28 protein-coding genes are annotated in these 26641 nt (G+C 72.1%); 12 read left to right on the top strand and 16 right to left on the bottom strand.

Annotation, left to right across the window (positions count from 1 at the left end; all coding sequences use genetic code 11):
• Nucleotides 1-1176, bottom strand: coding sequence for a PucR family transcriptional regulator (locus tag OG943_RS08720; protein WP_328609192.1), 1176 nt, complete (start codon nt 1174-1176; stop codon nt 1-3).
• A gap of 262 nt (nt 1177-1438) precedes the next feature.
• On the opposite strand from OG943_RS08720, the gene OG943_RS08715 reads away from it, so the two are divergent.
• Together OG943_RS08715 and OG943_RS08710 are read left to right on the top strand one after the other, a co-directional pair.
• Nucleotides 1439-2311: an SDR family oxidoreductase gene (locus OG943_RS08715; protein WP_328609191.1), complete on the top strand. Its 873-nt coding sequence runs from the start codon at nt 1439-1441 to the stop codon at nt 2309-2311.
• Nucleotides 2311-3903, top strand: a complete 1593-nt coding sequence (locus tag OG943_RS08710) for an AMP-binding protein (RefSeq protein WP_328609190.1) — start codon at nt 2311-2313, stop codon at nt 3901-3903. Before OG943_RS08715 ends, OG943_RS08710 begins: the two co-directional genes overlap by 1 nt.
• Before the next feature lie 13 nt (nt 3904-3916).
• On the opposite strand, the gene OG943_RS08705 is transcribed toward OG943_RS08710, so the two are convergent.
• From OG943_RS08705 to OG943_RS08685, 5 genes are read right to left on the bottom strand one after another with little or no spacing between them, the layout of a single operon-like run.
• Nucleotides 3917-5002, bottom strand: coding sequence for a hypothetical protein (locus OG943_RS08705; RefSeq protein ID WP_328609189.1), 1086 nt, complete (start codon nt 5000-5002; stop codon nt 3917-3919).
• Between the two features lie 45 nt (nt 5003-5047).
• Nucleotides 5048-5401: a DoxX family protein gene (locus OG943_RS08700; protein WP_328609188.1), complete on the bottom strand. Its 354-nt coding sequence runs from the start codon at nt 5399-5401 to the stop codon at nt 5048-5050.
• 4 nt (nt 5402-5405) lie between these two features.
• The gene (locus OG943_RS08695) at nt 5406-6281 is read right to left on the bottom strand and encodes an amidohydrolase family protein (RefSeq protein WP_328609187.1); all 876 of its coding nucleotides are present in this window, start codon (nt 6279-6281) and stop codon (nt 5406-5408) included.
• A 19-nt stretch (nt 6282-6300) separates the two neighbouring features.
• The gene (locus tag OG943_RS08690; RefSeq protein WP_328609186.1) at nt 6301-7104 is read right to left on the bottom strand and encodes an HpcH/HpaI aldolase family protein; all 804 of its coding nucleotides are present in this window, start codon (nt 7102-7104) and stop codon (nt 6301-6303) included.
• Nucleotides 7105-7117: 13 nt separating this feature from the next.
• Complete coding sequence (locus OG943_RS08685) at nt 7118-8293, bottom strand: DUF5624 domain-containing protein (RefSeq protein WP_328609185.1); 1176 nt, start codon at nt 8291-8293, stop codon at nt 7118-7120.
• A 182-nt stretch (nt 8294-8475) separates the two neighbouring features.
• Here OG943_RS08685 and OG943_RS08680 point away from each other — a divergent pair, with 182 nt between their 5' ends.
• Complete coding sequence (locus OG943_RS08680) at nt 8476-8940, top strand: MarR family winged helix-turn-helix transcriptional regulator (protein ID WP_328609184.1); 465 nt, start codon at nt 8476-8478, stop codon at nt 8938-8940.
• A 38-nt stretch (nt 8941-8978) separates the two neighbouring features.
• Here the strand turns inward: OG943_RS08680 and OG943_RS08675 are convergent, their stop codons facing one another.
• Entirely contained in the window at nt 8979-9893 is a 915-nt protein-coding gene (locus tag OG943_RS08675) for a LysR family transcriptional regulator (RefSeq protein ID WP_328609183.1), read from the bottom strand.
• A gap of 115 nt (nt 9894-10008) precedes the next feature.
• Between OG943_RS08675 and OG943_RS08670 the strand changes: the two genes are divergently transcribed.
• From OG943_RS08670 to OG943_RS08655, 4 genes are read left to right on the top strand one after another with little or no spacing between them, the layout of a single operon-like run.
• Nucleotides 10009-11232, top strand: a complete 1224-nt coding sequence (locus tag OG943_RS08670; RefSeq protein WP_328609182.1) for an amino acid ABC transporter substrate-binding protein — start codon at nt 10009-10011, stop codon at nt 11230-11232.
• A 14-nt stretch (nt 11233-11246) separates the two neighbouring features.
• On the top strand, nt 11247-12131 hold the full coding sequence (locus tag OG943_RS08665; RefSeq protein WP_328609181.1) for a branched-chain amino acid ABC transporter permease: 885 nt from the start codon (nt 11247-11249) through the stop codon (nt 12129-12131).
• On the top strand, nt 12128-13939 hold the full coding sequence (locus OG943_RS08660; protein WP_328609180.1) for a branched-chain amino acid ABC transporter ATP-binding protein/permease: 1812 nt from the start codon (nt 12128-12130) through the stop codon (nt 13937-13939). The genes OG943_RS08665 and OG943_RS08660 overlap by 4 nt, the downstream gene beginning before the upstream one ends.
• Complete coding sequence (locus OG943_RS08655; protein ID WP_328609179.1) at nt 13936-14670, top strand: ABC transporter ATP-binding protein; 735 nt, start codon at nt 13936-13938, stop codon at nt 14668-14670. The genes OG943_RS08660 and OG943_RS08655 overlap by 4 nt, the downstream gene beginning before the upstream one ends.
• A 42-nt stretch (nt 14671-14712) precedes the next feature.
• Here OG943_RS08655 and OG943_RS08650 read toward each other — a convergent pair whose 3' ends face one another.
• The 8 genes from OG943_RS08650 to OG943_RS08615 all read right to left on the bottom strand — a co-directional run bounded on the left by OG943_RS08650 (nt 14713) and on the right by OG943_RS08615 (nt 21975).
• On the bottom strand, nt 14713-15507 hold the full coding sequence (locus OG943_RS08650; RefSeq protein ID WP_328609178.1) for a GNAT family N-acetyltransferase: 795 nt from the start codon (nt 15505-15507) through the stop codon (nt 14713-14715).
• Nucleotides 15508-15802: 295 nt separating this feature from the next.
• Nucleotides 15803-16462: a response regulator gene (locus OG943_RS08645; RefSeq protein ID WP_328609177.1), complete on the bottom strand. Its 660-nt coding sequence runs from the start codon at nt 16460-16462 to the stop codon at nt 15803-15805.
• Nucleotides 16444-17553 (bottom strand): hypothetical protein, encoded by a 1110-nt coding sequence (locus OG943_RS08640; protein WP_328609176.1) that lies wholly within the window; start codon nt 17551-17553, stop codon nt 16444-16446. Before OG943_RS08640 ends, OG943_RS08645 begins: the two co-directional genes overlap by 19 nt.
• Complete coding sequence (locus tag OG943_RS08635) at nt 17546-18646, bottom strand: sensor histidine kinase (protein ID WP_328609175.1); 1101 nt, start codon at nt 18644-18646, stop codon at nt 17546-17548. Before OG943_RS08635 ends, OG943_RS08640 begins: the two co-directional genes overlap by 8 nt.
• Before the next feature lie 144 nt (nt 18647-18790).
• Entirely contained in the window at nt 18791-19441 is a 651-nt protein-coding gene (locus OG943_RS08630; protein WP_328609174.1) for a class I SAM-dependent DNA methyltransferase, read from the bottom strand.
• A gap of 9 nt (nt 19442-19450) precedes the next feature.
• Nucleotides 19451-20023, bottom strand: coding sequence for a phosphonate degradation HD-domain oxygenase (locus tag OG943_RS08625; protein ID WP_328609173.1), 573 nt, complete (start codon nt 20021-20023; stop codon nt 19451-19453).
• Nucleotides 20020-21111 carry a 2-trimethylaminoethylphosphonate dioxygenase gene (gene tmpA / locus OG943_RS08620; RefSeq protein WP_328609172.1) on the bottom strand — a complete coding sequence of 364 codons (1092 nt, stop codon included), beginning with the start codon at nt 21109-21111 and terminating at the stop codon, nt 20020-20022. Before tmpA ends, OG943_RS08625 begins: the two co-directional genes overlap by 4 nt.
• A gap of 90 nt (nt 21112-21201) precedes the next feature.
• Nucleotides 21202-21975, bottom strand: coding sequence for a GntR family transcriptional regulator (locus OG943_RS08615; RefSeq protein ID WP_328609171.1), 774 nt, complete (start codon nt 21973-21975; stop codon nt 21202-21204).
• A 133-nt stretch (nt 21976-22108) separates the two neighbouring features.
• On the opposite strand from OG943_RS08615, the gene OG943_RS08610 reads away from it, so the two are divergent.
• A complete protein-coding gene (locus OG943_RS08610) occupies nt 22109-22564 on the top strand; it encodes an NUDIX hydrolase (RefSeq protein ID WP_328609170.1) in 456 nt (151 codons plus the stop codon).
• Between the two features lie 15 nt (nt 22565-22579).
• Here the strand turns inward: OG943_RS08610 and OG943_RS08605 are convergent, their stop codons facing one another.
• Entirely contained in the window at nt 22580-23167 is a 588-nt protein-coding gene (locus OG943_RS08605; RefSeq protein ID WP_328609169.1) for a TetR/AcrR family transcriptional regulator, read from the bottom strand.
• 98 nt (nt 23168-23265) lie between these two features.
• Between OG943_RS08605 and OG943_RS08600 the strand changes: the two genes are divergently transcribed.
• The 4 genes from OG943_RS08600 to OG943_RS08585 are packed head-to-tail and all read left to right on the top strand — an operon-like array spanning nt 23266 to nt 26641.
• Nucleotides 23266-23703: a nitroreductase/quinone reductase family protein gene (locus OG943_RS08600; RefSeq protein ID WP_328609168.1), complete on the top strand. Its 438-nt coding sequence runs from the start codon at nt 23266-23268 to the stop codon at nt 23701-23703.
• Entirely contained in the window at nt 23700-24440 is a 741-nt protein-coding gene (locus OG943_RS08595) for an SDR family NAD(P)-dependent oxidoreductase (protein WP_328609167.1), read from the top strand. Before OG943_RS08600 ends, OG943_RS08595 begins: the two co-directional genes overlap by 4 nt.
• Before the next feature lie 42 nt (nt 24441-24482).
• Nucleotides 24483-25562, top strand: coding sequence for an FAD-dependent oxidoreductase (locus OG943_RS08590; protein ID WP_328609166.1), 1080 nt, complete (start codon nt 24483-24485; stop codon nt 25560-25562).
• Complete coding sequence (locus OG943_RS08585) at nt 25559-26641, top strand: FAD-dependent oxidoreductase (protein WP_328609165.1); 1083 nt, start codon at nt 25559-25561, stop codon at nt 26639-26641. Before OG943_RS08590 ends, OG943_RS08585 begins: the two co-directional genes overlap by 4 nt.

Below are 26641 nucleotides of genomic sequence, written 5' to 3'. Positions count from 1 at the left end.
CTACTCCTTCTCGCGGATGACACGCAAAGCGTTGAGCGCCGTGACGATCTCGGCCAGGTCCCGCGGGCTGCGCAGCGAACGGCCGGTGAGGTCTTCGATCCGCCGCAGCCGGTAGCGGATCGTGTTGGCGTGGCAGTGCAGTGCTTCGGCGGCGCGGCCCGGCGAACCGTCGCTCGCGCACCAGGCCCGGAGGGTGCGGGTCAGGACGGCGCTCTCGTGCGGTTTGAGCGCGAGCAGGGCGCCGAACACCTCCCGGGCGACCCGTTCCGCCTCCGCCGGGGCCGCGCTGACCAGCATCGCCAGGGGCGTCGTGTCGTACTGGACGACCCGGCGCCCCTGGTGGCTGAGGGTCGTCAACGCGACCCGGGCGCCGTGGACCGCGTCCGGCGCCTCGCGCAGGTGCCCGAAGAGGCCGCTGACACCGATGTCGCCGGACGCCACGGCTTCCAGGTCCGCGACGACGGCGGCTTCCGCGACCGAGGCGCCGAGCACCAGCAGGCCGGTCAGGGCGTCCGGCTGCCACCTCCACGTGGCACGGACACCGCGGCGGCGCAGGCGTGCGTCGAGGTTCGCCGGGACCGGCTCGGTCGTATCCGCCGGGGCGGTGGCCAGGACCAGGAACCGGTCCGTCAGCGGCACTTCGAGCGCTTCCGCGGCCTCCCACAGCGTGGTCTTGTCGGTGAGCGTGCCGAGGAACAGGGCGTCCAGCAGGGCCGAGCGCCGGTGTTCGAGCCGGACCGCGAGCTCCATCGAGGCCGTGCGGTAGGCCGCCGCGATGGCGTCGGTGCATTCGCCGGTCAAGCGCCAGACCGACGTCGCGGCGTCCACCAGGCTCGCGTCGCTGGCGGTCCCGGTCTCCCGCGCGGTTTCCACGAGGTCCTGCCACAGGTGCTCGAAACCGATCCGGAAGGCGCGCAGCACCTCCGGCAGCGGGGCGTCCTGCTCGGCCCGCTCCTTGCCGGTGGCGCGGGCGGGCCCGAGGTCCAGCGGGACCGGGGCGCTCAGGCTGCGCAGGATGGGCACGAGGTTGTCACGCACCGAGCGGCGCAGGGCGGCGGGCGGCACGGTGCCCGCGCGGTAGGAGGGGAGCTCGTCGTAGACGCGGCGGCACATGACCTCGACGACCTCGTCGAGCCGGTCGAGGACGCCGTGCACCAGCGCCGGCAGCTCCTGCATCCCCGCAGATTAGGCCGCACGTCTTGGCACCGCCAACAACGATCCCGGACTCCTCACCCGCCTGGCCACCCGGACGTGCGCGAGATCGTGGTCCGGCCCGACTCGCGGGCGCACGACGCGTGGCCGATCCCGGCCAGCTCAAACCCCCTGAATTGGCACCGGTGACAAGAACCGGGCCGTAACTCGCTCACGGGGCACATTGCCCGCCCGCGCGCCGTGGCCGACGCTGCGCAGGACGACGTCGTCCCCGAGGAGGCACCTGGTGATCAGCAAGGACCACACCGGAAAACTGGCCGGCCGGGTCGCCGTGGTGACCGGTGGCAGCCGCGGGATCGGCCGGGCATTGGTGCTCGCGCTCGCCGCCGCCGGGGCGGACGTCGTGGTGGCCGGCAAGAGCGAGACCGAGGACCCCCGGCTGCCCGGCACCATCCACGAGGTCGCGGCGGAGGCGCGGGCCTTCGGCGTGCGGGCGCTGGCGATCCGGACCGACGTCCGGGCCGAGACCGACGTGCGGCACCTGGTCGACCGGACCGTCGGCGAGCTGGGCCGGGTGGACATCGCGGTCAGCAACGCCGGCGCGCTCTGGTGGGAGCGGCTGGTCGACACCCCGCCCCGGCGGTACGACCTGATGTGGCAGGTCAACGTCCGGGGGACCTACCTGCTGGCCTACTACGCGCTGCCACACCTGGTCCGGCAGCGGTGGGGCCACATCCTGACCAACAGCCCGGCGATCAGCGACGCGCCCACGCCCGGCATGGCCGCGTACATGACCACCAAGATGGGCATGACCCGGCTGGCACTGGGCATCGCCGAGGAGCACCGCGCCGACAACATCGCCGCGAACGCCCTGTGGCCGGCGGCGCCGATCGACACCGCGGCCACCCGGAACTGGGGCCGCGGCAAGATGGGCGACCCCGGGCAGTGGCGGCGGCCGCAGATCTACGTCGACGCCGCCATGGAGATCCTGACCGGCGAGCCCGGCGAGTGCACCGGCCGGATGCTCACCGACGAGGAGGTCCTGGCCGAACGCGGCTGGACCGAGCGCGACCTCGACGCATACTGGGTCACCGGCGAACGGCCCCGGGACCCGTTGTGGATCGACGGCCGCGCCACCACACCGCAGGAGGCTTCCTGATGCTCACGCCGGACCGGGCCTATTGGTCCACATCGGACAGTGACCTCGTGCGCGACACCACGGTCGGGTCCCTCCTCCGGGAGGCCGCCGAGCTGGCGCCGGCCACGGTGGCGCTCGTCGAAGGCGTCCCCGAGCCGGCCGACCGGCGGCGGTGGCGGTACGCCGAACTCCGCGAGGAGGCCGAGCAGGTGGCCCGGGCGTTGCTCGGCCGGTTCCGCCCCGGCGAGCGGATCGCCGTCTGGGCCAGCAACATTCCCGAGTGGGTGATCCTCGAACTGGCCGCCGCGCTCGCCGGCCTGACCCTCGTCACCGTCAACCCGGCGTTACGGCGGGAAGAGGTCCGGCACGTACTGCGGCAGTCCCGGGCCGCCGGCGTCTTCCTGCTGCGCCACTACCGCACCAACCCCCTGCTGGAAACGCTCACCGGCATCCGGGACGAGCTGCCGGAACTGCGCGAGGTCCTGCTGTTCGAGGACTGGGCGGCCATCCGCGGCTCCGGCTCCGCCACCGAGCCGCTCCCGGCCGTGCTCCCCGGCGACCCGGCGCAGATCCAGTACACGTCCGGCACGACCGGGCGGCCCAAGGGCGCGGTGCTGACCCACCGTGGGATCACCAACAACGCCCGCCTCTCCTACGTCCGCACGTTCGCCATGCAGCCGGGCGAGGTGCTCGTCAACCCCATGCCGCTGTTCCACACCGCGGGGTGCGTCCAGGGGACGCTGGCGCCGATCGCGAGCCTCGGCACCCAGGTGCTCGTGCCCGCCTTCGAACCCGGCCTGGTGCTGAACCTGCTGGAGTCCGAACGCAGCGCCCAGCTCTGCGGCGTGCCGACCATGCTCCTCGGTGTGCTCGCCGACCCGGCGTTCCCCACGACTGACCTGTCTTCCGTCCGCTACGCGGTTTCGGGTGGCGCTCCGGTCGCGCCGGATCTGGTCCGGCGCGTCGAGTCGGCGCTCGGCGTGCCGCTCGCGATCGTCTACGCGCAGACCGAAGCTTCGCCGTGCATCACCATGACGCGCCTCGACGACTCGGCCGAGGACCGGGCGGGCACGCTGGGCCGGCCGCTGCCGGGCATCGAGGTCAAGATCGTCCGGCCGGGCGGCGGCCTCGCCGCCCCCGGGGAGGTCGGCGAGCTGTGCACCCGCGGCTACCACGTGATGACGGGGTACTTCGACGATCCCGCGCAGACCGCGGCCGCCGTCGACGAGGACGGCTGGCTGCACACCGGCGACCTCGCCGAGATGGACGACCGCGGCTACTGCCGGATCGCGGGCCGGCTGAAGGACCTGATCATCAGGGGCGGCGAGAACATCTACCCGCCCGAGGTCGAGCACGCGCTCATCGGCCACCCCGCCGTCGCCGACGTCGCCGTGCTCGGGATTCCGGACCCGGTCTGGGGCGAGCAGGTCGCGGCGTTTGTCATCCCGGCGCCGGGCGCCACGCCGGATCCGGACGAGCTGTCCGACTACGCGCGCCTGCACCTCGCGTCGCACAAGGCCCCGCGCGTCTGGCGTTTCGTCGATGCCTTCCCGGTGACGGCGTCGGGAAAGGTCCGGAAGTTCGCGCTCCGGGACCACTTTCCGGAGGGCTGACGGGGCTCGTCCGTCACAGGTCGCCGCGCGGCGAGAACTCGTACACGACCGACTCGGTCGCGAAGCCCAGCCCGCCGTTGAGCCCGTGCGAAACGACCAGCTGGCGGCCACCGCCGACCAGGGCGACGTCCGTGCCGCCCGACGTGTCGTACTCGTCGACGATCCGGAAGGTTCCGTCTTCGACCCGGTAGAGCGGCGACTTCAGCAGCGGGTGCGGATCTCGCGGGCCGCCGGTGATGAAGTTGACCCGCACCAGGAACAGCCCGTCCGGGGTGTCGACGGCCAGCAGCTCCCGTCCCCCGGCGCCGCCGTCGAGGACGGCGTGGTCGACGAACCGGTCGCCGTCCCACCGCAGGACAACCGAGTCGGACTCGATGTTCGCCATCGCCAGGTAACGCTCGCCGCCCGAGGAGAACGTGGCGAACGCGCGGCCGCCGGCGGGCATCAGGCTCTGGTGCGGGACGAACTTGCCCGCTTCCCACCGGTAGAGGTGGCTGGGCAGCAGGTGATCGGCGTGCGCGAGGTAGGTGGTCCCGTCGATCGCGAACGCGTGGAAGTTGTAGCCGATGCGCGACGGAATGTCTTGCCAGTGCTCGAATTCGCCGCCGGTCCACCGGTACACGGCCGAGGACGCCTCCCGCTCCCCCGGCCGGCCCTGCGCGAGCGCGAGGTGGTGTTCGCCGTCGATGACGAAGTGCCGCCATTGCTTCGCCGCGTGGCCCAGCACCGTCTGGAACGGCTGCCAGGACTCCCCGTCCCAGCGGTAGATCGGCTGGCCGACGGAGTGGTTGTACGGGCCGCTGCCCATGCGGACGCAGGCACCGGCGAGGAACGGCGTTCCGCCGATCTCGAAGTATTCGACGTCCTCCGCGCCGACGCCGGGCAGTCGGCCGTCGGGGACGAACTCCCCGCCGACGCGTTTCAGCAGCAGGATGTCGGTGTTGGAGTTGCCCCCGTTCATGCCGGACGGCGAATCCGGCGCGTCGTAGGCCAGCTGCGGGATCGCCAGCTGCTCGACACCCCCGAGGCTGAAGGCGGCGACACCGCGGGCGCCCGACGTCGCGAACCGCTGGACCTCACGCAGATACTTGCCGGTCACACTGACCTCCCACTGTCAACCCATCAACTTCGGTACTCGCCACCGTCAGGTCGCCAAGCCGAGAACCAGCAGCAGCGCGGAGACCGCCAGGAACACCGCCGCCGGAAGCCAGGCCGCGAACTTCCTCAAGCCCGCGCGGAGCAAGAAACCCAGCGCGCCGACGAAGTACACCACCAGGCCGATCGCGACCGCCGTGCCCAGCGGGCGCCAGACGAGCCCCGCCAGCAGGCCGGCGACCGCCGCCAGCTCGGCCACGGCCAGCCAGCCGATCCGCTCGACCGGGAAGCCCACGGCCCGCATACCGGCCAGCTGCTTCTCCTGCCGGGTGAGCTTCCCGTACGCCGAGTGCGCGAGAAGACCGCTGAACAGGACGGAAACCAGACCAATGAGGACAAACACGGGATCAGTCCGCGTAGAAGAGTCGCCGCGGCGCTTCGACCAGGATCTCGTGCCGGTCCGCCTCCTCGGGAGCCCAGTCCGCCAGCAGGTTGAGCAGTTCGCCGGTGTCCCGCTGCCCGTTGGGGAGATGGGGCCAGTCCGAGCCCCAGATCAGCCGGTCCGGCCGCGCCTCGACCAGCGCGCGGCCGAGGTGCTCGACCGTCGACAGCGGCTCGTCCTGGGCGATCCGGTACGGACCGGACAGCTTCACGTAGCAACTGCCGCCGCGCAGGACGTCGAGCAGCCCGGCGAAGTCCGCGTCGGTAAGGCCGTCCGAAGCCTTCATGTAGCCCATGTGGTCGATGACAAAAGGGTCTTCGAGCGACGCCAGGAACGGCAGCAGGGCCCGGACAACGGTGCCGGGGCTGTAGAACTGGAGGTGCCAGCCGCGCGGGCGGGTGCGCTCCGCCATCGCGCGGACGTAGGCGGCCAGGTCCTCGACCGGCCAGTCGGCGCGCGCGAAGAGGTCCAGCCGCAGCGCGCGGACGCCCGCTTCGTGGAACCGGTCCAGCTCGTCGTCGGTGGTGTCGTCGCCGATCCGGGCGACTCCCCGGCAGCGGGGGCCGATCTTGCGCAGCGCGTCGAGGAGCAGGGTGTTGTCCGTGCCGTAGTACGTCGGCTGCACCAGGACCATCCGGTCGAGGCCCAGCCGGTCGGCGACCTGGAGGAACGCCTCGATGGTGGCGTCCGGGAACGTGTAGAGCGGGTCCGGCACCGCGGGATAACCGGGCTCGAACACGTGGAAGTGCGTGTCGCAGGCACCGGCGGGGATCCGGTGGCTCGGCCGCGTGATCGTGCCGGCCGGGCGCATGGGCAGGGTGTGCGCGAACTTCGGTCGCATGACGTCGTCCTGATCCGGTCTAGGGGCGGTGGGTGGCGAGGGCTTCGGTGAGCTGGGCGGCGCGGCGCGAGGCGGCTTCGTGGAGCAGGCCGTGGTCGTTGCCGGTCATCACGAGCGGGCAGGCGCCGAGCGCCATCAGCTCCCGCTGGAGGCCGGGATCGCCGATCCCGCCGACCATCAGCAGCTTGCCGTGGCGGCGGCACGCCTCGGCGAGCGTGGCCACCGCGTCCGGGACCCGCGGGTCCCGGTACTGCCCGGGGACGCCCAGCTCCGCGGTGAAGTCGTTGGCGCCGAACGCGATCAGGTCGACGCCCTCGACCGCCGCGATCTCCGCCGCGTGGGCGACGCCGGCCGGGGTCTCGACGAGGATCTGCACGACCACCCGGGCGTCGAGGTCCCGGTTCAGCTCACGGGCGGGCACCGGCCGCATCCCGGACTGCGGCGTCATCGCGGTCTGGGACCGCTGGCCGCGCGGCGGGAAGCGGCACGCCCGCGCGACGTCGCGCGCCTGCTCGGCCGTCTCGATCCTCGGGGCGATGATGCCGTTGGCGCCGCCGTCGAGGAGCCGGCCGATCATGCCGTACTCCCGCTCGGGCACCCGGACGAAGTCCATCAGCCCGGCCAGGGCCGCCGTGCGGCACAGCTCCGCCGCGGTGTCCACGGACATCGTCGAGTGCTCGAGGTCGACCATGACGCAGTGGTGCCCGGTCGAGGCGGCGACGAGCACGGTTTCGCCCGTGCGCGCGCCGCGCAGCGCCAGCATCAGGGTCAGCTCGCCGGCCGTGAGACGGTCGAGGAAGCCGTCGCCGTGCAGTGGTTCCATGGTCCGCTTCACCTCAGAGTCCGGTGGGATAGGTGACGCCGGTGAGCCCCGGGACCTCGACGCGCCGCGGGTCCCAGCCCGCCGCGGCCAGTGCCTCGACGGCGACGTCGATGACGGCGCCGGAGAGCAGCTGCCGGGGGTCCTCCATGACGATCCGCAGCCGGGTGACCAGCGCCCGCATGTCGGCCGCGGACCGGACGACCGGCATCTCGCCGATCTCGGTCACCGCCGGGTCGGCGATGTCGGGGAAGACGACGCCGGCCGGGCTGTAGCGCGGGTAGCCGTCGAACATCAGGCCGCCGAGCTCGACGGTCGCCCTGGTGGCGCACCACATGCTCCGCAGCGGCTCTTCGAGGGCGGCCACTTCGGACAGGTCACCGCCGGTCGGCGTCCCGAACGTGGGCGCGTGCGGCGCGAGGTACATCCGTTCCAGGGGCAGCCGGTGCTCCGACGCGCCGAGGATCATCGTCGCGACGCTGCTGGTGGTCCACGTGACGCCGGCGGTCGCGCGCCCCTGCCGGCCGGCGATGATCACCATCGCCTCGGCCCAGTCGATCCGCTGCGCCCGCAGCCAGCGGGAGATGCGGAAGCTGATGTCCAGGCCGGCCAGGAAGAACGTCGCGACCATCATGTGGTTGACCGGCACCGGCAGCTCGACGTCCCCGCCGCCTTCGAGGTAGTCCGTCCGCAGGGTCTCCCACGTCAGGTAGTCCTCGTCGCCGAGGGCGGTGGCGAGGTACCGGGCGGTCACCGCGCAGGAGTAGTCGACCAGGTCGGCGATCTCCTGCTCGCGGCCCTGGTAGGCCTCGACCGCGATGTGGTCGCGCCACAGCCCGGCGGTGTTGGCGGCGCGGGTGTTCTTCGTTTCGGCGAGCAGCCGCTCGGCTTCCGGCCGCCAGGCCGGGTCGCCCAGGACCGTGCGCAGGTAGACCAGGCTGGCCACCGCCGGGCCCAGGTGCGAAACGGCCGTCAGCTCCTTGAAACCGCGCGGCGACCACCGATAGCCCTCCACCACGGGCGGCTTGCCCCCGCCCGGGTAGAGCGCGAAGTCGGCCCCGGTCGCGACGACCAGCGGGGTGTCCCGGGTGCGCTCGGCGAACGACCGGGAGAGCCGGCGGCCGATGCCTTCCGGATGGGAAGTGTAGGTGGTGAACAGCCTGATCAGCTCAGGACTCTGGTGCGCGGTCATCCGGCCGCCGCACCGCTGACGGTTGTCACATCAACCTCCCGGAAACTGGATCTTTCTGCCTGACCATTAGAAGTCCCTTTTCCGGGAAGGCGCAAGTAAGCCGCCGTTACCATTCCCCGTCGCCACCGTTAGCGGTGCTGACACCTCGCCGCGGCGAGGGCAGCGGCAGGTAACGTGGCTCCATGGCCGCTCCCGCTGGACTCACCGCCGACGAGACCCACGTCTGGCGCTCGCTGCTCGGACTTTCGGACCTGCTCAGGTTCCGGGTTTCGGCCGACATGCGCGAAGTCTCATACCTTTCACCGGCCGACCACAGCGTCCTCCTGCACCTGGCCGAGGTCGGCGACGGCCGCATGCTGCAGCAGGAGCTCGCGTCGGCCATGTTCTGGTCGAAGAGCCGCCTGTCGCACCAGCTGGCCCGGATGGCGGACCGCGGGCTGGTGGCCCGCGCCCCCGACCCCGAGTCACGGCAGGTGGCCGTTTCCATCACCGAGGAAGGGCGCGCCGTGATCGAGGCCGTGGCGCCGGTGCACGCCGCGGCCGTCCGGCGCCACCTCCTGGACCGCGCGACGGCGGAGGAGCTGACCGTGCTGGTCCGGCTGGCGAAGCGCATCGAGGACGACGTGGACGCGGGCGTCCCGTACTGAGTCCGTTCAGGACACTGGAGTACTAGGACACTGGAGTACTAGGAAACAAGCGCCTGCAGCGCAACCCGGCTGACCGCACTCCGCACCGCGGCCAGCACCGCAGCGATCGACGGCGACTCCTCGTCGCCGTCCCGCATCAGCAGCACGCTGTGCCGCATCGCGTCCACGTCCCGGAGCGCGATCCGCCGGAGCCCGTCGCTGGACGGGGTCAGCTCGGGGGCGATCGTGATCCCCCAGTCCGCTTCGACGAGGCCCAGCGCGGCGGCGACGTCGTGCACCGTCGCCGCGACCACCGGCTGGAAGCCGGCGCTCGAGCAGAGGCCGAGGGTGAGCCGCCCCAGCGGGGACATCGGGCTGATCACCCACGATTCGGCGCCGAGGTCGGCCACCCGGCAGTACGGCTCGGCCGCCAGCCGGTGCCGCCGGGACACGCACAGCCGGAGCGGGTCGCGGCTGAGCACGCACTGCCGCAGGCCCGGCTCGGCCGGCCCGGGCGCGGGCCCGAACCGGGAGACCATCACCAGGTCCAGCGTCCCCCGCCGGACCTCCTCGGCCCCCGTGCTGTCGGTGGTCGCGGCCAGCGTCAGCTGCAGCTTCGGGTGCTGCTGCCGGACGTCGGTGAGCGCGCTGCTCATCAGCGGCGGCCCCTCGCGGAACGGCACCCCGACCCGCAGTTCGCCGGCGATCTCGCCGTCACTGCGCTGCAACGCCGCCTCGGCCGCCCGCAATTCGACGAGGATCCGCTCGGTGTGCTCCAGCAGGGACCGTCCGACCGGCGTGACGGTGACGCTGTTTCCGCTGCGCAGCAACAGGGACGTGCCCGCCGCCCGCTCCAGCGCCGAAAGCTGCTGAGACACCGCTGACCGGGTGTAGCCCAGCTCGCGGGCCGCAGCCGCGATGGTCCCGTGCGCGGCCACCGCACGTAATGCGAGGAGCTTCTCGACGTCGAGCATGCGTCACATCCATTTACGGCGGTTGACCGAAAGCGTCACTCAAGTTTACTTGTCAACCAACTTAATGTCGAGTTGAGTTCCCGCCATGGCCGATGTCGCTCAGGAGGAGTCCGTGATGGCAGGAAAAGTTCCCCGGCGCCTCGGGTTCCTTCGATGGTCCGGCGTGGCCGCGGCCGCCACCGTTCTGCTCACGTCCGCGTGCGGCCTTTCCGGTCAAGCCCCGTCCACCGGCCCGCTCGTCATCGGCATGTCCCTGCCGCTGACCGGGCCGGTCGCCGACCGGTCCAAGCCCGGCCGGCAGGGTTACCAGTACTGGGCCGACGAGGTCAACGCCGCGGGCGGGCTGCTCGGCCGGCAGGTCCAGCTGAAGGTCCTCGACGACAACTTCGACCAGCAGACCGCCATCTCCGACTACAACCGGCTCATCTCCCAGGACAAGGTCGACCTGCTGCTGGGCACCTTCTCGTCCGACCTCAACCTCGCGGTCGCCCCGGTCGCCGAACGGTTCCGGTACCTCTACGTCCAGCCCTCCGGGGGCGCCGACGAGATCTTCGAACGGAACTTCACCCACCTGTTCTTCGCGCAGCCCGCCACGACGCAGCGGCTGCCGAACCAGTTCGTCAGCCTGATCGAAAAGATGCCGGCGGCCGAGCGGCCGAAGACCCTCGCGCTGGTCCAGGTCGACGACCCCAACACCACCCAGGCCGCCGGGATCTTCAAGACCCGGCTGGCCGCGCTCGGCGTCCGGACCGTCTACGACCAGACGTACTCGCCGGACACGAACTCCTTCGACACGATCGCCAACTCGATCAAGCAGGCCGCGCCGGACCTGGTGATCAGCGGGGCCGTGGCGGGCGACGGCTCCGCCCTCGTGCGCGCGTTCCAGAAGATCGGGTTCTCCCCGAAGATGCTCTACCAGGAGAACTCACCCACCGAGCCGTCGTACCCGCAGACCGTCGGCCCGGCCAACACCGAGGGCATCCTCACCCCGATCGCCTACAGCACCGAAGCCGGCTTCCCCGGGAACAAGGCGTTCGTGGACGGCTACACCCGCAAGTACGGGTCGCCGCCGAGCGAGGACGCCGCGAACTCCTACACCGCAGGCCAGGTGCTCGCCGCTGCGGTCAAGGCCGTGGGTCACCTCGACCAGGACGCGATGGCGACCTGGCTGCACGGCAACGCCGTGCCGACGATCTCGGGCGAGCTGCGCTGGGACGGGACCGGCCGCCCGCAGGGCGAGCTGCTGCTGGGCCAGTTCCAGGGCGGGGCCATCAGGATCGTCGCGCCCGCGGCGGCCGCGACCGCGCAACCCGTCCTCAGCAAGCCCGGCTGGCGCTGACCGAAAGGCTTCCCGTGATCCTCCTCGTCCAAACGGTCGTCCTCGGCCTGCTGGCCGGCGGCGTCTACGCGCTGATGTCCTCGGGGTTCACCCTGGTCTTCGGGGTGATGAAGGTGCTCAACCTCGCCCACACCTCGACGATCGTGCTGGCCGCGTTCCTCACCTGGTGGGTGTGGCAGCGCACCGGCCTCGACCCGCTGCTCGCCGGTGTACTGGTCGGCCCGGTGATGTACGGCTTCGGGTGGCTGCTCTACCGCGGCGTCGTCGCCAGGGTCCAGCGGATCGACCACGAGCTGACCCTGGTCGCCTCGTTCGGCGTGGCGACCGCCCTCGGCGGGGTCATGGCGCTGGTCTGGGGCACCGACGCGAAAGCGGCGACACCGTCCTATTTCAACAGTTCCTTCCACCTCGGCGAACTGGTGGTGCCGACCGCCCAGCTGTACGCCTGTGGTGGCGCGGTCGTGCTCCTCCTCGGCCTGTACGGCCTCCTGCGCGGGACGTTCGTCGGCCGGGCGATCCGCGCGTGCTCAGCGGACCGCGACAGCGCCGCGCTCGTGGGCATCGACGTCGAACGCACGATGGCGCGGATGTTCGCCATCGGCGTCGCGACGACCGGGTTCGCCGGCGCCGCGCTCTCGGTGCTCTACCAGTTCGTCCCGGACTCGCACTACGTCTGGATCGGCCGCGTGCTGTGCGTCGTGATCCTCGGCGGCCTCGGCAGTTTCGCGGGCGCGGCCCTCGGCGCGGCGATCCTCGGGGTGAGCGAGGCACTGACTTCGTCCTATGTGGACACCCGATGGGCGACAACGGTCCCCTACCTGCTGATCGTCGCGCTGCTCCTGGTCCGGCCGCAGGGCCTGCTGGGCGGGCGCGGGCGCGCGGACGGAGCACTGGCATGACCCACCGGACGGAACGGATCCGCAAGCTGCTGCTCGCGGCCGCGATCCTGCTCACCGCGCTCGTCCCGCTGCTGACGCCGGACACCTACGTGCAGAACGTCCTCATCCTGACCTTCCTGGTCGCCGTCGTCGCGTCCGGCTGGAACATCATGGCCGGGCTGACCGGGTACATCAGCCTCGGCCACGGGATGTTCGTCGGGGTGGGCGCCTACACCGGCGGCATCCTCGCCACCCGATGGGACGTCTCGCCGTTCGCCGTGGCGCCGCTCGGCGGTGTGGCCGCGGCGCTGGTGGCCGTGGTCCTCGGCCTGGTCACCCGCCGCACCCGCGGGCCGGCGTTCGTGATCGTCAGCTTCGCGGTGCTGGAGCTGCTCGGCCTGCTCACCCGGAACTGGTCGTCGGTCACCGGCGGCAGCCAGGGCCTCCCGATGCCGCTGCCCACGTGGGACATCCGGTTCTACAACTGGCCGTTCTACTACGCGCTGTTCGCGCTCGTCCTGCTCAGCGTGGGGCTGACCGTCGCCATCCGGCGGTCGAAGCTCGGCCTCGGCCTGCTGGCCATCAAGGACGACGAGGACAAGGCGGCCGGCATCGGCGTCGTCACCTCGGTCTACAAAGGACTCGCCTTCGTCGCGAGCGCGGCGCTGGTCGGCGTCGCCGGCGCGGTGTACGGCTACTACGTCAGCTCCCTTTCGGTGAACACGATGTTCGACGTCGTGCTCAGCATGCAGGTCGTGCTGGCCGCGCTCCTCGGCGGGCGCGGCACGGTCTGGGGCCCGGTGCTGGGTGCCTTCCTCGTGGTGCCGCTGACCGAGGTGACCAACACGACCTTGGGCGGCGCCGACGCCGGGGCGATCCGGCTCGTCCTGTTCGGCGGGCTCGTCCTCGCGGTGACCCTGCTGCTCCCCCGCGGCATCCTGCCGACCGTGCGAGACCGGCTCGCCCGCCGCCGCGGGGAAACCGGCCGTACCGGCGCCCGCCTCGAAGACACGCCGATCCCTGAAGCCCCACCGCGGCGGCGCCCGGCGACGAGCACGGCCGAGGCCCTCCGGGTCTCCGGCGTGACCGTGCGCTTCGGCGGCTTGACCGCGTTGGACCGAGTCACGCTGGCCGTCCCGCGGGACTCCACGACCGCGTTGATCGGCCCCAACGGGTCGGGGAAGACCACGCTGTTCAACGTGATCGACGGGACGTACGCGGCCACCTCGGGCACCGTCGAACTGGGCGGCACGCCGATCACGCGGGCAAGCCGGCCGCAGCGCGCGTTCCGCGGCCTGGGCCGTACTTACCAGCTGCCGCGCCTGTTCGGCGGGCTGACGGTGCTGGAGAACGTGGCCGCCGCCTGCGACGAGTTCAAGCTCCGGCGCCTCGCCCGCAGCGCGATCTCGGGCCCGGAGGCGGCGCGGGCGCTGGAGCTGCTCGAGTTCGTCGGCCTGCGCGACTACGCCGGCGCGAAGGCCACCGACCTGTCCTACGGGCAGCGCAAGCTCGTCGAGCTGGCCCAGGTGCTGATGCTCGACCCCGACGTCATCCTGCTGGACGAACCGGCGGCGGGCATCAACCCGACGCTCCTGCGCCGCCTGTCCGGCCTGATCCGCGCGCTGAACGCTTCGGGGAGGACGTTCGTGATCGTCGAACACGACATGCAGTTCGTGCTTTCGCTCGCCGACCAGGCCGTGGTGCTGGCGCGCGGCCGGGTCATCGCCGCCGGCCCGCCCGCCGAGGTCAGCGCGGACCACGCGGTGCTGGAGGCCTACCTGGGCGACGATTTCGTCCTGGCGGCGGACACGACGGGATCCGGACGATGATCCGGCTGGAATCGGTGTACGCGGGATACGGCGGCGGCGACGTCCTCCGCGGCGTCGACCTCGAGGTCCGGCCGGGCAGCATCACCTGCGTCGTCGGCCCGAACGGCGCGGGCAAGTCGACGGTCCTGCGCACGGTCAGCGGGCTGCTTCCCCCGCGCGAAGGCCGCGTCCGCCTGGGCGACCGGGTGCTGAGCGGGCTTTCCCCCGCGGCCGTCATCGAGGCCGGGGTCGTCCAGGTGCCCCAGCAGGGCGGGCTGTTCGGCCGGTTGTCGGTGCGGGACAACATGCTCCTCGGCGGTTACCCGATCCGGCGCGACAAAACGCGTCTCCGCCGTCGCCTCGCCGAACTCGGCGAAGCCTTCCCCATCCTCGGGGAACGGGCGCGGGACAAGGCATCCGAGCTGTCCGGCGGCCAGCGGCGGATCGTCGAGTTCGCGCGGGCGCTGGTGACCGAGCCCCGCGTCGTCCTCCTCGACGAGCCGACGCTCGGCCTCGACCCGAAGACGTGCGAGACCGTCTTCGACACCACCTTGCTACTGCGGGAGCTCGGGGTCACGGTGCTGATGGTCGAGCAGAACGTCCGCTTCGGACTGCGGCTGGCCTCGGACGGGGTCGTGATGGAGAGCGGACGGGTGCTGCTCGCCGAGCCCGCCGCGAATCTCCTGGCCCGGCCGGACATCTCCGAGCTGTTCTTCGGCTCGGGCCCGCGCGCGGCGAGCGAACGCGGATGACCGGCCAGAAGACGAAGCGCGGCAAGGTCTTCTTCGGTGTCTCTAAGGCTGCCAGAGGTAACGGGTCACCCGGCACTCCGTCCGGAAGCCCAGCCGCTCGTAGATCCTCTGCCCGTCCGGCGAAGACGTGAGCACCGCCCGGGTGCAGCCGCGCCCAAGGGCGACGTCCATCGCCGCGCGGGTGATCGCGGTGCCGTAACCGCGGCCCCGCCACGCTTCCGCGGTCACCACGCGCTCCACCAGCGCGGCCCGCGTGCCAGGGAAGACCGCGGCGCAGCAGACCGGCCGGCCGTCGGCGAACCCGAGCAGGTGCGTGGTCGGCTGCTCCTCCGCCGCGGCACGGGCCAGGCGCAGCCGCGTGAGGCGCTGGACTTGCCCGGTGCCCTCTTCCCCGCAGTACACCTCGGCCCAGGTGCGCAGGGCGTCTTCGGTGGCGGGCAGCGGGACGATCGCCAGTCCGTCCACTGTGGAGCTTTCGAAGTCCGGGATCGGATCGGCGAGCAAACCCGGCTCGGTCTCGTAGTAACGCAGTCCGCGGGCCCGGAGCGCCGACGGCAGCCACGGCCGGGTCCGGGCGAGGTCGAGGTGCCAGGCCATCGGCCGCCCGGCCGCCTCGAACGGCGCCATCACCCGGTCCAGCACCGCGCCGCGGTCCGCTTCGGCGGAGGGCAGCACCGGGTCGTAAACGCCGTTGAAGTCGGCATCGTCGAGGTCGGTGAGCACCCAGCGCGGCTGCCCGCCGGCATTGCCCCGGGTGCGCCCGTCGGCGAGCTGGGCCCGCGCGGCCTCCCAGATCGTCTCCGTCACCAGCAGGCACCGCGGCCACGGGCCGGTCATCGCCGCCCCCGCGCCGGGCCGCCGGTTTCGCCCGCCGGCCCGACCGGCCTCCTGGTGCCGGCCGGCTGTCCCCCGACTGTCCCCGGCCGGCACCAGGTATCGCACTCCGTCCCGCGCCCACCCGGGACCCTCAACCCGGGCGCACGCGGAGGGCTCCCCCGCTCCGTGGTTCGCTTCGCCCGGCCGGACCACGTCCCCACCCCGCGGACGACGGGGCCGGCCGGACCCCCAGTGCAGCCGAATGTAGGGCACGGGCGCGCCGCGCGGTGCCGGTCGTTCCACCCACAACCGCCGGTCAGAGGTCGTCGACCTGCACGAGGCCGTCCTGGATCGCCCGCGCGACCAGCGCCGCCTTGGTCCGCGCGCGGCGGCCGACGTTGGCGTACTTGATCCGCACCCGGTCCAGGTAGGTGTTGACGGTGCGCGGGGTGATGCCCAGCTTCGCCGCGACAAGCTCCTTCGACTCGCACTGGAACCATTCGATCAGCACGCTCTCCTCGCGGTCGGAGAGCCGGGGCCGGTCCGAACGCCGGTTCGCGCCGAACGCGCCGGCCAGCGCGGGCGGGGTGTAGGGCAGGTCGTGGGCGGCCGCGACCGTGGCCGCGACGAGGTGGTCCTTGCCCTCGGCCTTGGTGAGGAAGGTGAAGGCGCCGACGTCGAGACAGGTCAGCGCGGTGTTCTCGTCCTCGCGCATGGTGTAGACGATCACCTGGCGCCCGGCGTCCACCAGCCGCCGCAGCTCCCCGTAGGCGGGCGCTTCCCGGCCGGGCAGCTGCAGGTCGAGCACGACCACCTGCGCGGCGTCGCCCGGCGGCGTCCAGGCCGCCGCGGCGGTGGCGCCCGAGGCGAGCACCCGGATCGGCGGATCGGCGGTGGCGTACCAGTACTCCACCCCGGCCCGGATGGCCGGGTGATCGTCCACGACGGCGGCCGTGATCAGTTCGCCGGCTGCCACACTGCCTCCACCCACGTTCCCGATGCGGTGGCCAGTCTATAAACCCGCACCTGCATCGGTTCAGGGACCTCCGGCATCGCGGGCACGTCGCCGAGCGCGCTGACCCGGACCCGTTCGGGAGTGCGCACGACGGTCACCCGCACCGCGGAGCCGGACGAGGCGAGCACCGCCGCGACCGGGTCGATCAGCTCCCGGCGCACCTCTTTCGGCAGCTCGGCCGACGCGCCGGGCTCGCCCCGGACGGCCAGCTGGACCGAAACCCCGTTGCGCTCGGCCGCGTCGATGACCGCGGCCAGCTCGTGGATCAACCGGTCCGGCACGTCGTCGCCCTCGGCGAACAGCCGGCGCATGCGCGCGGCCTCCGTCGCGCACCGGCGGGTCACGTCCTCGTCCGCGGGGTCGAGCGAACCGTCGGCGAGACCGCGCAGCAACGGCACGGTGGTGCCGAGCAGCGCGTCGTACCGCTCCCGGTGGTCCTGGTGGATCCGCTCGGCGATGGTCTCCGCGGTGCTCGCCCGCTCCCGCGCCTCGGCCGCTTCCCCGGCCCGCGCCGCGATCCGCCGGATCAGCCCGGCCGCGAGGCCGACCGCGAGCTGGAAGCCGAGCGTCGAGATCGCGGTGATCGCCATGGGCGCCAGCCGGCCCGCGGCCACGCCCCCGGCCAGGACCAGCGTCGACGCGGTCAGCACGACGTGCACGCCGAGGAAACCGCCCAGCACCCGGGGCGGGCGGTCGAACAGCAGCGCCAGCGCGTACCAGCCGATCAGCCCGAAGGTCCAGTGCTCCGGGCTCAGGTAGTCCGCGGGGGCCACCGGCAGAGTGGCCAGCACGGACGCGCCGAAGGTGAGCACCACGCCGGCCCGGGACGCCCACCGGGGCACCGCCCGGCCGCGGGCCAGGAAGTAGCCGCATCCCGCGGCGACCAGGAGGAGCCCGCCGTACGCGGCCGGCTCCGGCCACCACGGGTGGTAACGCGCCCGGTTGCCGAGCAGCTGCAGCGTGCAGAGGCAGACCTGCACGGTCACCGCGATCAGCAGGACGGTGGCCCTGGCCCCGCCCAGCAGCCGTTCCGCGGACGCTCGCTCAGCCATCCGGCCACACCCAGCGCACGGTCGTGCCCGCGGCGGGCCGGGACTCGACGACCGCGCGGCCGCCGGACTCGGCCATCCGGCCCACGATCGACCCGGACACGCCGCGGCGGTGCGGTCCGGCGCCGCCGGGCGGGAAACCCCGGCCGCGGTCGCGGACCTCGACCACGATCCGGTCGTTTCCGTCCCGCCGGGCGGCCAGTTCCGCCTCGTCGACCCCGGCGTGCCGCTGCACGTTGGTCAGCGCCTCGCGGACACCGTGCACGATGGCGCGCGCGGGCACCGCGGGCAGGACCAGCGGGCCGCGGACGTCCGCGGTGACGGTGACCGCGGCCTGGTCGGCCACCGGTCCGAGCAGCACGGCCAGATCGGTCTCGCCGGGCAGCGGCTCCGGCGCCGCGGCGAGTCCCGCCAGGTCCCGGGCCGCGCGCTCCGGCAGCCAGGACGGACTGTGCTCACCCGCCGCGGCCATCATCAGCGTCGCCGACGCCGTGTCGTGCAACGTCGCCAGGTACTCGCGTTCCGCGGAGCGTCGGGCCTCGGCGACCGAGACCGCCTGCCGGGTGGCTGCCGCGCGTTCGCTCGCCCGGTCCACCACCCGCGCCGCCCGCCGCAGGAACAGGTAGCCGAGCCGGGCGAGCACGGCTTCGACCACCAGCCGCAGGACCAGGCCCCAGTCCACCCCGGTGGCCGCGGTCCCGGCGACGTAGCCGCCGATCGTCGTCGCGGACAGGGCCGCGGCCGCGACCGGCCGGGCACACCATTCGAACTGCGTGGTGCCGGAGGTCGCCGCCGCCAGCGCGAACAGCCAGCTCTCCACCGGCTGCGCCCCGGTCCACCACTGGCTCAGCCCGAGGCCCAGCACGACCACCGCGTGCACGATCGCCACCGGTACCGGGCCCGGCGGCGGTTTCCGCAGCCAGAACAGCTGGAGGACACACCAGCCGACGGCGATCGCGGCCAGCCCGCCGGTACGCCAGTCCGGGGTCATCACGACGCCGAGCCCGGCGCACGGCACGATCACCGCCGACCGGACCCGCACCGCGTACCCGGCCAGCACCCGGTTGAGTTCCCGCTCGCTGGGCCCGATGATCACCCGTGGCTCTCGCCCGCGGGGAGGCCGGGGATCCGGTGCCCGCCCTGCCCCGCTCCACACCGGGCCGACCCTAGCGGGCACCCCGCCGCCGACCGTTCGGACCGGCGTGGATCACCCGCTCGGGGCAACCTCGCCGGACATCGCCTAGCTGAGCGACGGGGGCTTGCGAACCAGCAGCTGGCCCTGCTGGAACTGCCGCTCGTTTTCGTGCGGCTCGCGCAGCAACCGGGCGACCTCGACGAAACCGGCCTGGCGCAACAGTTCCACGAGGCTGTCCGGCGACCACCGATAGGCGAGCGTGACCTTGTGGTCGAACTCCTGCGGCAGCGGATCGTCACCGGCGAAGAAGCCGAGCATCAGGTGGCCGCCCGGCGCCAGCACGCGGTGGAACTCGGCGAACACGACCGGAAGCAGGTGCGGTGGTGTGTGGATGAAGGAGTAGAACGCGAGAATGCCGCCGAGGCCTCCGTCGGCGAGGTCCAGGGCGGTCATCGACCCCTCGTCGAACCGCAGGTCCGGATGGGCCTGGCGGGCCAGGGCGACCATCTCCGACGACAGGTCGATGCCGAACGCGGTCAGCCCGAGCGCGTGCAGGTGCGCGGTCACGTGTCCGGGGCCGCATCCGAGGTCGGCGACCGGCCCGGCGCCGTGGGCCTGCACGAGTTCGGCGAACGCGGCCAGCATCGCCCGTTCCATCGGCAGGGTTTCGAGGATATTGCTGAAAAGCTCGGCGTAGCGGGTCGCGACGGAGTCGTAGGCGGCCTTGGTGTCGTGCAGGACGGAGGGTTCGGTCACGCGGGAACCCTAGTCTTGTGGATCAGGCCGTCCGTTGAGCCGGTCCAGGAGCGGGCGGAAGTGGTCGAAGCCGGGGATCTTCATGGTGGGGTCCTTGGCTTCGTCGTCCCAGCGACGGAGAGCGACGGCGGCGGCGAAATGGGGTTCCGCTTCGAATTCGCGTACTTGCGCAGGGGTCATCGGTCCACCTTGGACACTGAGCGTGTAGACCGAGGCGGGTGAGAGCTGGGCGTGGTACGCGGGTTCGACGGCGCAGAGATAACGTTTCGCGGCGACGTGCAGCCGGATGGGTTCGGTGACGGCGGGGCCGAACCATTGGCCGAGCCAGGTGGCGCCGCTGTCGCTGTGGCGGTTGTCGGTGCCGGCCATCAGGTCGTGACCGGTCACGGTGCCGTGGAAGTGGCCGACGTCGTGCAGCAGAGCCGCGGCGACGAGGGTGTCGGGCGCTCCGGCGGCTTCGGCCAGTGCGCCGGCTTGGAGCATGTGCTCGGCTTGGGTGACGGCCTCGCCGAGGTAGTCCTCGGTGCCGGGGCCGGCGAAGAGGTCGGCGATCAGGTCGACGGGGTTCGTCGTGGTGGTCACGCGGTCTCCTCCAGGGTGCGCAGGGCGCTGGTGAGGGCGTCGAGGTCGGCGTAGCAGCCTTGCAGGTGCCGGGAGCCGGTTTCGGCGAACGCGGTGCGCGCGTGCAACAGCCGGGTGTTGTCGAAGATGACGCAGTCGCCGGGGTCGAGGCGGAAGGTCAGCAGCAGTTCGGGCCGGGCGATGATCTCGGCGAAGCGCCGGTAGGCGGCATAGAACGCGGTGGTGGCGGCCGGGGCCAGGCGCAGGGCCTGCATGGACCGGTTGTTGAAGCGGACCTCGCGGATGTGGCCGCCGGGGTCGACGTCGATCAGGGGGCGGTCGGCCCGGAGGCTGGTGCTCGCGTCGGACCAGGCGAACGGCACGAGGGTGGTGGTGAGGACCCGGAAGGCCTCGGCGTCCTCGGCCCGCAGCAGGGAAGCGGCGGTGAAGCCGTCGAGCAGGCCGGAGTCGCCGCCCTCGGCCGCGTTGGTCAGGCAGTGCAGCAGCTGCAGTGTCGGCACCGGGTCGCGGTAGGGGTTGTCGGTGTGGGGCGCGATGCGCATCCCGGTGAAGGCGAGGTTGCTGGGGTTCGGTTCGACGCGGACGTCGAAGAGCGTGCCGTAGTTGGTCTCGCGCGGAAACCCGAACGTCCTGGCGATGGCCAGCACGGTCTCTTCCCCGGTCGGGGTGCCGTGCAGCAGGGCGAATCCGAGGTCGCGCACGGCCCGAAGGACCCGCGCCCGCTCGGCGGGATCGTCGCGATAGGCGGCCCAATCCGCGGCCGGCAGGCGGCCGTCGAGGTCGCGGGCCGACCACAGCTGTTTGGCGGCCTCGGTGCGCCCATCGCCGTTCGAGGGGGAGGCCTGCGCTTCGAGCCAGGCGCGGGAGAAGGCACCGCGGTGCCCGTCGGGGCCGAAGGTGACGGTGACGGCATCGGCCGACACGGTGGTGTCGCGAACGGTGAGGTCGGCCGGGAGGTCGCCGATGCCGAACAGTTTCTGGCCGTTGCGGGGGTCGCGGCACCGCTCGCACGGGCAGTTGTCCCGGAGCCAGATCGGCGGGAACGCCCGTGCGGTGGCCCCGCCGGCTTGCGCACCAGTGGTCGTCATGACTTGTCCTTTCATGTACAAACTTGGCTGTACATGTTCAGACTATCGCAGACCGCACCCGTTGTCGTCCCCTCGTGTGACGAGGCCGACTCAGGCGGACCCGGGCGCGGAGTGCCACCGTGACAACGTGTTGCGGTCCGCCGAGTTGCGCACGGTGAACGCGACCTGGTCGCCGAGGTAACGGTCCTCGGACCACTCCAGCGGGACGCCGGACGGATCGGTGGTGCGGCGGCGTTCGCGCAGCAGCGGGATGCCCGGCCGGGCGCCGAGCAGGCGGGCGTCGTCGGCCGTGGCGCGCACGGCGTCGATCGTGTGCTCCGCGTCGGCGAAGGTCGTGCCGAGCTCCGCGAGCCGTTCGGTGATGGACTCGCGGTCGGGGTCCATCCCGGCGACCAGCGCGCCGATCCGGTCGGGGTAGGCGGTGCGTTCGACCATCACCGGCCGGTCGTCGAGCAGGCGGACGCGGGTGAGGTGGTAGATGTAAGCCCCGTCGGGCAGGTTGAGGTGGTCGCGCTCGCCCTCGGTGGCTCCGCGGCGATCCAGGCTGACGACGCGACCGCTCGGCTCTTCGCCGATCGCCCGGCCCCAGCGGGAAAAGCTGAGCAGCGCGGCGAAATCCTGCAGCCGCGGTCCACCCTGGACCACCCGCCGCGCGCCGCGCCGTGAGGAGATGATCCCGTCGGTCCGCAACGCGGCGAACGCCTGCCGGATCGTGCCGCGCGACGCGTCGTAGCGCTGCGCGAGCTCGCTCTCCGACGGCAGCGCGTCCCCGGCCGAGTAGGTGCCCGCGCTGATCTCCGCCTTGAGATCGTCGGCGATCCGCCGGTACAGCGACGGCCGCCCCTGTTCGTCCTTGATGGCCATACGCCCAGGCTAGTGCCCGGCGGCGCGTCCCGGGCATCGACTTGTCCAGCGCGGTCAATCATGCCTGTACAAGTTAGAGTCGAGGTAGCCACCATTCGCCCTGTCCGGCCTACTGTTCCCGCTGGAGTGACCGATGAACTACATCGCCGAGTTGCGCACCCTGGTCGGCACCCGGCCGCTCATCCTGCCCGGCACCTCGGTGCTGATCGTCGACGAGCGGGGCCGGCTGTTGTTGCTGGCGCGGGTGGACACCGGCGACTGGGGGCTGCCCGGCGGCTTCCTGGACCCGGGTGAGTCCTTTGAGGACGCCGGACGGCGCGAGGTGCGGGAGGAGACCGGGCTCGTGGTGGACGAGCTCCAGCTCTTCGGCGTCTACTCGGGACCGGAGTACTACTACCGCTATCCGAACGGGGACGAGGTGCACAACGTCACCGCCGCGTTCACCGCGTCCGTCGCCGGCACCGCGGTGCGGGTGGACGGGACGGAGATCTCCGGCCACCGCTTCTTCGAGCTGGACCAGCTGCCCGGGGACATCATCAGCCCGGAGCGGCCGATCGTCGACGACTACGTGAAGCGGTTCGGCGGCTGACCGGCCACCCCGCCGCTACTCCGGCTCGGACAGCACCAGACGGAGCTGGTCCACCAGCGTCTCGGTCGGCAAGGAGTTGGTCCTGAGCACGGTCTGGGAGATGAAAGTCCCCAGCCCCAACGCGATCAGCGCCCACGCGCTGTCGGAGCTGACCTGCCCGCCGGGCTGAAGCCGGCCGAGCAGGGTCAGCAGCGCGTCGTGCAGCTCGATCACGTCGTGCCGCTGGGAGTCCCGGATCTGCGGGACCCGGATCGACTCGGCCCAGAACTGGACGATCAGCGACGTCGCCTCGTCGGTGTCGAGCACCGTGATCATCTCGCGGTGGATCACGTCGATGATCTCGGGCACCCGCAGCGGCGGCTCGGCGTCCGCCGCGTCGCGCAGGGCAGCCAGCACCGGGCGCATCGCCGACTCCAGCAGCGCTTCGATGATCGCCTGCTTGCTGGGGAAGTACCCGTAGACGGCGCCGGAGGACAGCCCCACCTCGGCGAAGATGTCGGGCATCGACGTGGCGTGGAAACCCTTGCGGGCAAAGCAAAGGGTGGCGGCGTCGAGGATCTGCCGCCGACGGTTGTCGCGGTGCTCCTGGCTCACACGGGGCATACCGCACTGTAACCCGGCGGCGATCTTGACGGCCGGGACAGGCCGGGCTAGCCTAAAAGAATGATCATTCGTTTTTACGGCGGCGAGGTAGCGCACTGATGGAGTTCAAGACGATCAACCCCCAGGTGATCGAGCAGTTCCGCAGCGGTCGCGAGATCGAGGGCGTGCCGGGGGTGACCCGGGAGAACCACATCCTCCTGACCACCCTCGGCCGCACGAGCGGGCGCAGGCAGACGATCCCCCTGCGGGTGTTCCACGCCCACGGCGACCGGCTGGTCGTGGTGGCCGGGAACGGCGGCCGGGCCCCGAATCCGGGCTGGTACCTCAACCTGGTGGCCGAGCCGCGGGTCACGATCGAGGACGGCGAGGAGACTTACGACGCCGTCGCGACCGAGATCACCGGTGCCGAACGGGACGAGCTCTGGCAGCTGTTCAAGGAGCAGAATCCCGGCCTGACCGAGTATCTGGCCGGTGCGGCCGGGCGGGTCATCCCCGTCGTCGCCCTCACCCGGATCCCGGGCGAGGCGACCCCGTGACCGCCCGGGTCGCGCTGATCACCGGCGGCGGGACCGGTATCGGCCGGGCCGCCGCGGAGCAGTTCGCCGAGCGGGGGTGGCAGGTGATGATCAGCGGACGGCGTGAATCCCCGCTCGCGGAAGTCGCCGGCCTGAACCCGGACATCCGCTATCACGTGGCCGACGTGTCCGCCGCGGGCGAGGCGGAAACGCTGGTGGCGCACACCATCGACGTCCACGGGCGGCTCGACGCGCTGGTGAACAACGCGGGAGTGTTCCTCGCCGCAACCCTGGACACCGCCGACGACGAGCAGATCGCCCGGCTGTTCCGGATCAACGTGTTCGCCCCCGCGCAGCTGCTGCGGGCCGCGCTCCCCCAGCTCAAGATCACCGGCGGCTCCGTCGTCAACGTCACCAGCGCTGTCGCCCAGCGGCCCCAGGCCTTCGGCGCGGCCTACTACGGCGCTTCCAAGGCCGCCCTGGACCACCTCACCCGCTCGTGGGCGGCGGAGCTGGCCGGCGCCGGGGTCCGGGTCAACGCCGTGGCCCCGGGTCCGACCGACACGCCCGTCCAGGAGGTGGGCGGGTCGCCGGAGGAAACCGCCCGGCAGAAGAAGGCACAGGCCGGCAACCTCCCGCTGCGGCGGATGGGCGAGCCCGGCGAGGTCGCCCGCTGGATCCACCTGCTCGCCGACCCCGCCTCGGACTGGGTGACCGGACAGGTCCTCGCGGTCGACGGCGGCATGACCATCGCCTGATCTTCAAGCACCAGCAACGATCCTCGACACCTTGGGGTGGACATGAGCACACGTATTCTCATCGTCGGGGCCGGCCTGACCGGGCTGGCCCTGGCTTCCGGGCTACGCCACCGCGGCGTCGACCCGGTCGTGGTGGAGCAGGCGCCGATCATCACCGAGGCGGGCTGGGCGATCGGGCTCGGCCCACGGCACCTCGCCGCGCTGGACCGGCTCGGCCGCACCGACCGCGGCCACTGGCCCGGCTACCAGGCCGAAAAGTACCTGATGTTCGACGCCCGGACCGGGCTGATCGACAAGATCGTGAACGACGTCCCGCTCATGTTCAACCGGTCCGACCTCCAGTCGGCCTTGCTGGACGGCGTTGGCGACCTGGTGCGGACCGGGGTCCGGCCGAGCGCGATGACCGACACCGGTGACGTCGTCGAGGTCGAGTTCGACAACGGCGAGCGCGGCACCTTCGACGCCGTGATCGGCGCCGACGGCATCAACTCCTGGACCCGCCGCCACGTCCTCGGCGGGCCGGACGCCACCTACACCGGGACCTCGGTGGTCCGGTTCCAGGCCCCCACCCCGGACCCGGCCTTGACCGTGACCGGCCTCGCCGCGGGCGGGCGGGACGCGACGTTGGCGTACTTCCTCATGGACGGGGGCAAGAAGATCCACGGAGTCGTGTTCCTGCACGGCACACCGGGCAACCGGCGGGACCTCAGCCCGACCCAGCTGGCGGACCTCTTCCCGGGCATCAGCGGCCCGTTGACCGTCCTGACCGAGGTGATGCGCACCGACCCGGTCAGCTACTTCACCGACATCAACCAGGCCGTGGTGGAGACCTGGGTCCGCAACCGGGTGGCGGTCGCGGGCGACGCCGCCCACGCCATGTCCCCGGTCCTCGGCCAGGGCGCCGGCGCCGGGTTCGAAGACGCCGCGATGCTGGCCGAACTGCTCACCACGCCCCGGCTGCCCGTCCCGCTCGCGCTGGCCAGCTACGAAAAGCTCCGCAAGCCCGAAGCCCAGTCCCTCCAACGGCTTTCCCACGCGACCAGCCAGGCGCTGGGCACGTCCACGCTGCCGGGCGAGATCTTCGGCCAGGTCGCCGACCGTCCCGGCGGTGTCCGCGCATGAGCGTGCGCAACCGGATCCTCATCGTGGGCGGCGGCCTCACCGGGCTGGCGCTGGCGGCCGGGCTCCGCCACCGGGGCGTCGACCCGGTGGTGGCCGAGCAGGCACCGGTCATCACCGAGGCCGGCTGGGGCATCGGGCTCAGCGACCCCCACATCGCCGCGCTGGACCGGCTCGGCATCACCGATCGCGACAACTGGACGAGGTTCCGGCCGGACCGGCACCTCATGTTCGACGGCGACACCGGGCTGCTCGAAGCCATCCGCCACGAGACCGCGATGCTGTTCTCCCGCACGGATCTGCAGCAGTCGTTGTACGAACCCGTCGCCGACCTCGTCCGCACCGGGACCCGGCCCCGCGCCCTGACCGACCTCGGTGACGCGGTCGAGGTCGAATTCGACAACGGCGCCCACGAAACCTTCGACGCCGTCATCGGCGCCGACGGCATCAACTCCTGGACCCGCCGCCACGTCCTCGGCGGACCGGACGCCACCTACACCGGAGTCGCCATCGCGCGGTTCCACCTGCCCAACACCGACCCCACGCTCAGGACCACCGCGCTTTCCCTCGACTCCACCGGGGTTCTCGGGTACTTCCTGATGGACGGCGGGCGGAAGTTCCACGGCATCGTGATGCTGCCCGGCGAAGAGGACAACCGCCGGGAGCTGAGCGTCGCCGAGCTGGCGGCGCTGTTCCCCCGGGTGACGGGCCCGCTCACCGCCTTCAAGAACCTCATGGGCACCAACCCGAAGAGCTACTACGCCAACATCTACCAGGCCGAGGTCGGCGAATGGACGCGAAACCGGGTCGCGCTCATGGGCGACGCCGCACACGCGATGAGCCCGATCCTCGCGCAGGGCACCGGCGTCGGCCTGCAGGACGCCGCGGTGCTGGCCGAGCTGCTCACGACGCCGGACCTCCCGGTGCCCCTCGCACTGGCCAGCTACGAGAAGCTCCGCAAGCCCCCGGCCCAGGCCATGCAGCGCGCGTCCTATGAAGCCGGTCTCAAAATCGGCCGCAAGTCCGCGCCGACCGAGCTCTTCCCCGAGTTCATCACCCAGGACCGTCCCGCCGTCAGGTGA

The sequence above is a fragment of the Amycolatopsis sp. NBC_00345 genome (genome assembly GCF_036116635.1).
Classification (GTDB): domain Bacteria; phylum Actinomycetota; class Actinomycetes; order Mycobacteriales; family Pseudonocardiaceae; genus Amycolatopsis.
Note: the sequence above shows the minus strand (reverse complement) of the source record. Positions and strands in the feature narration are given on the sequence as shown.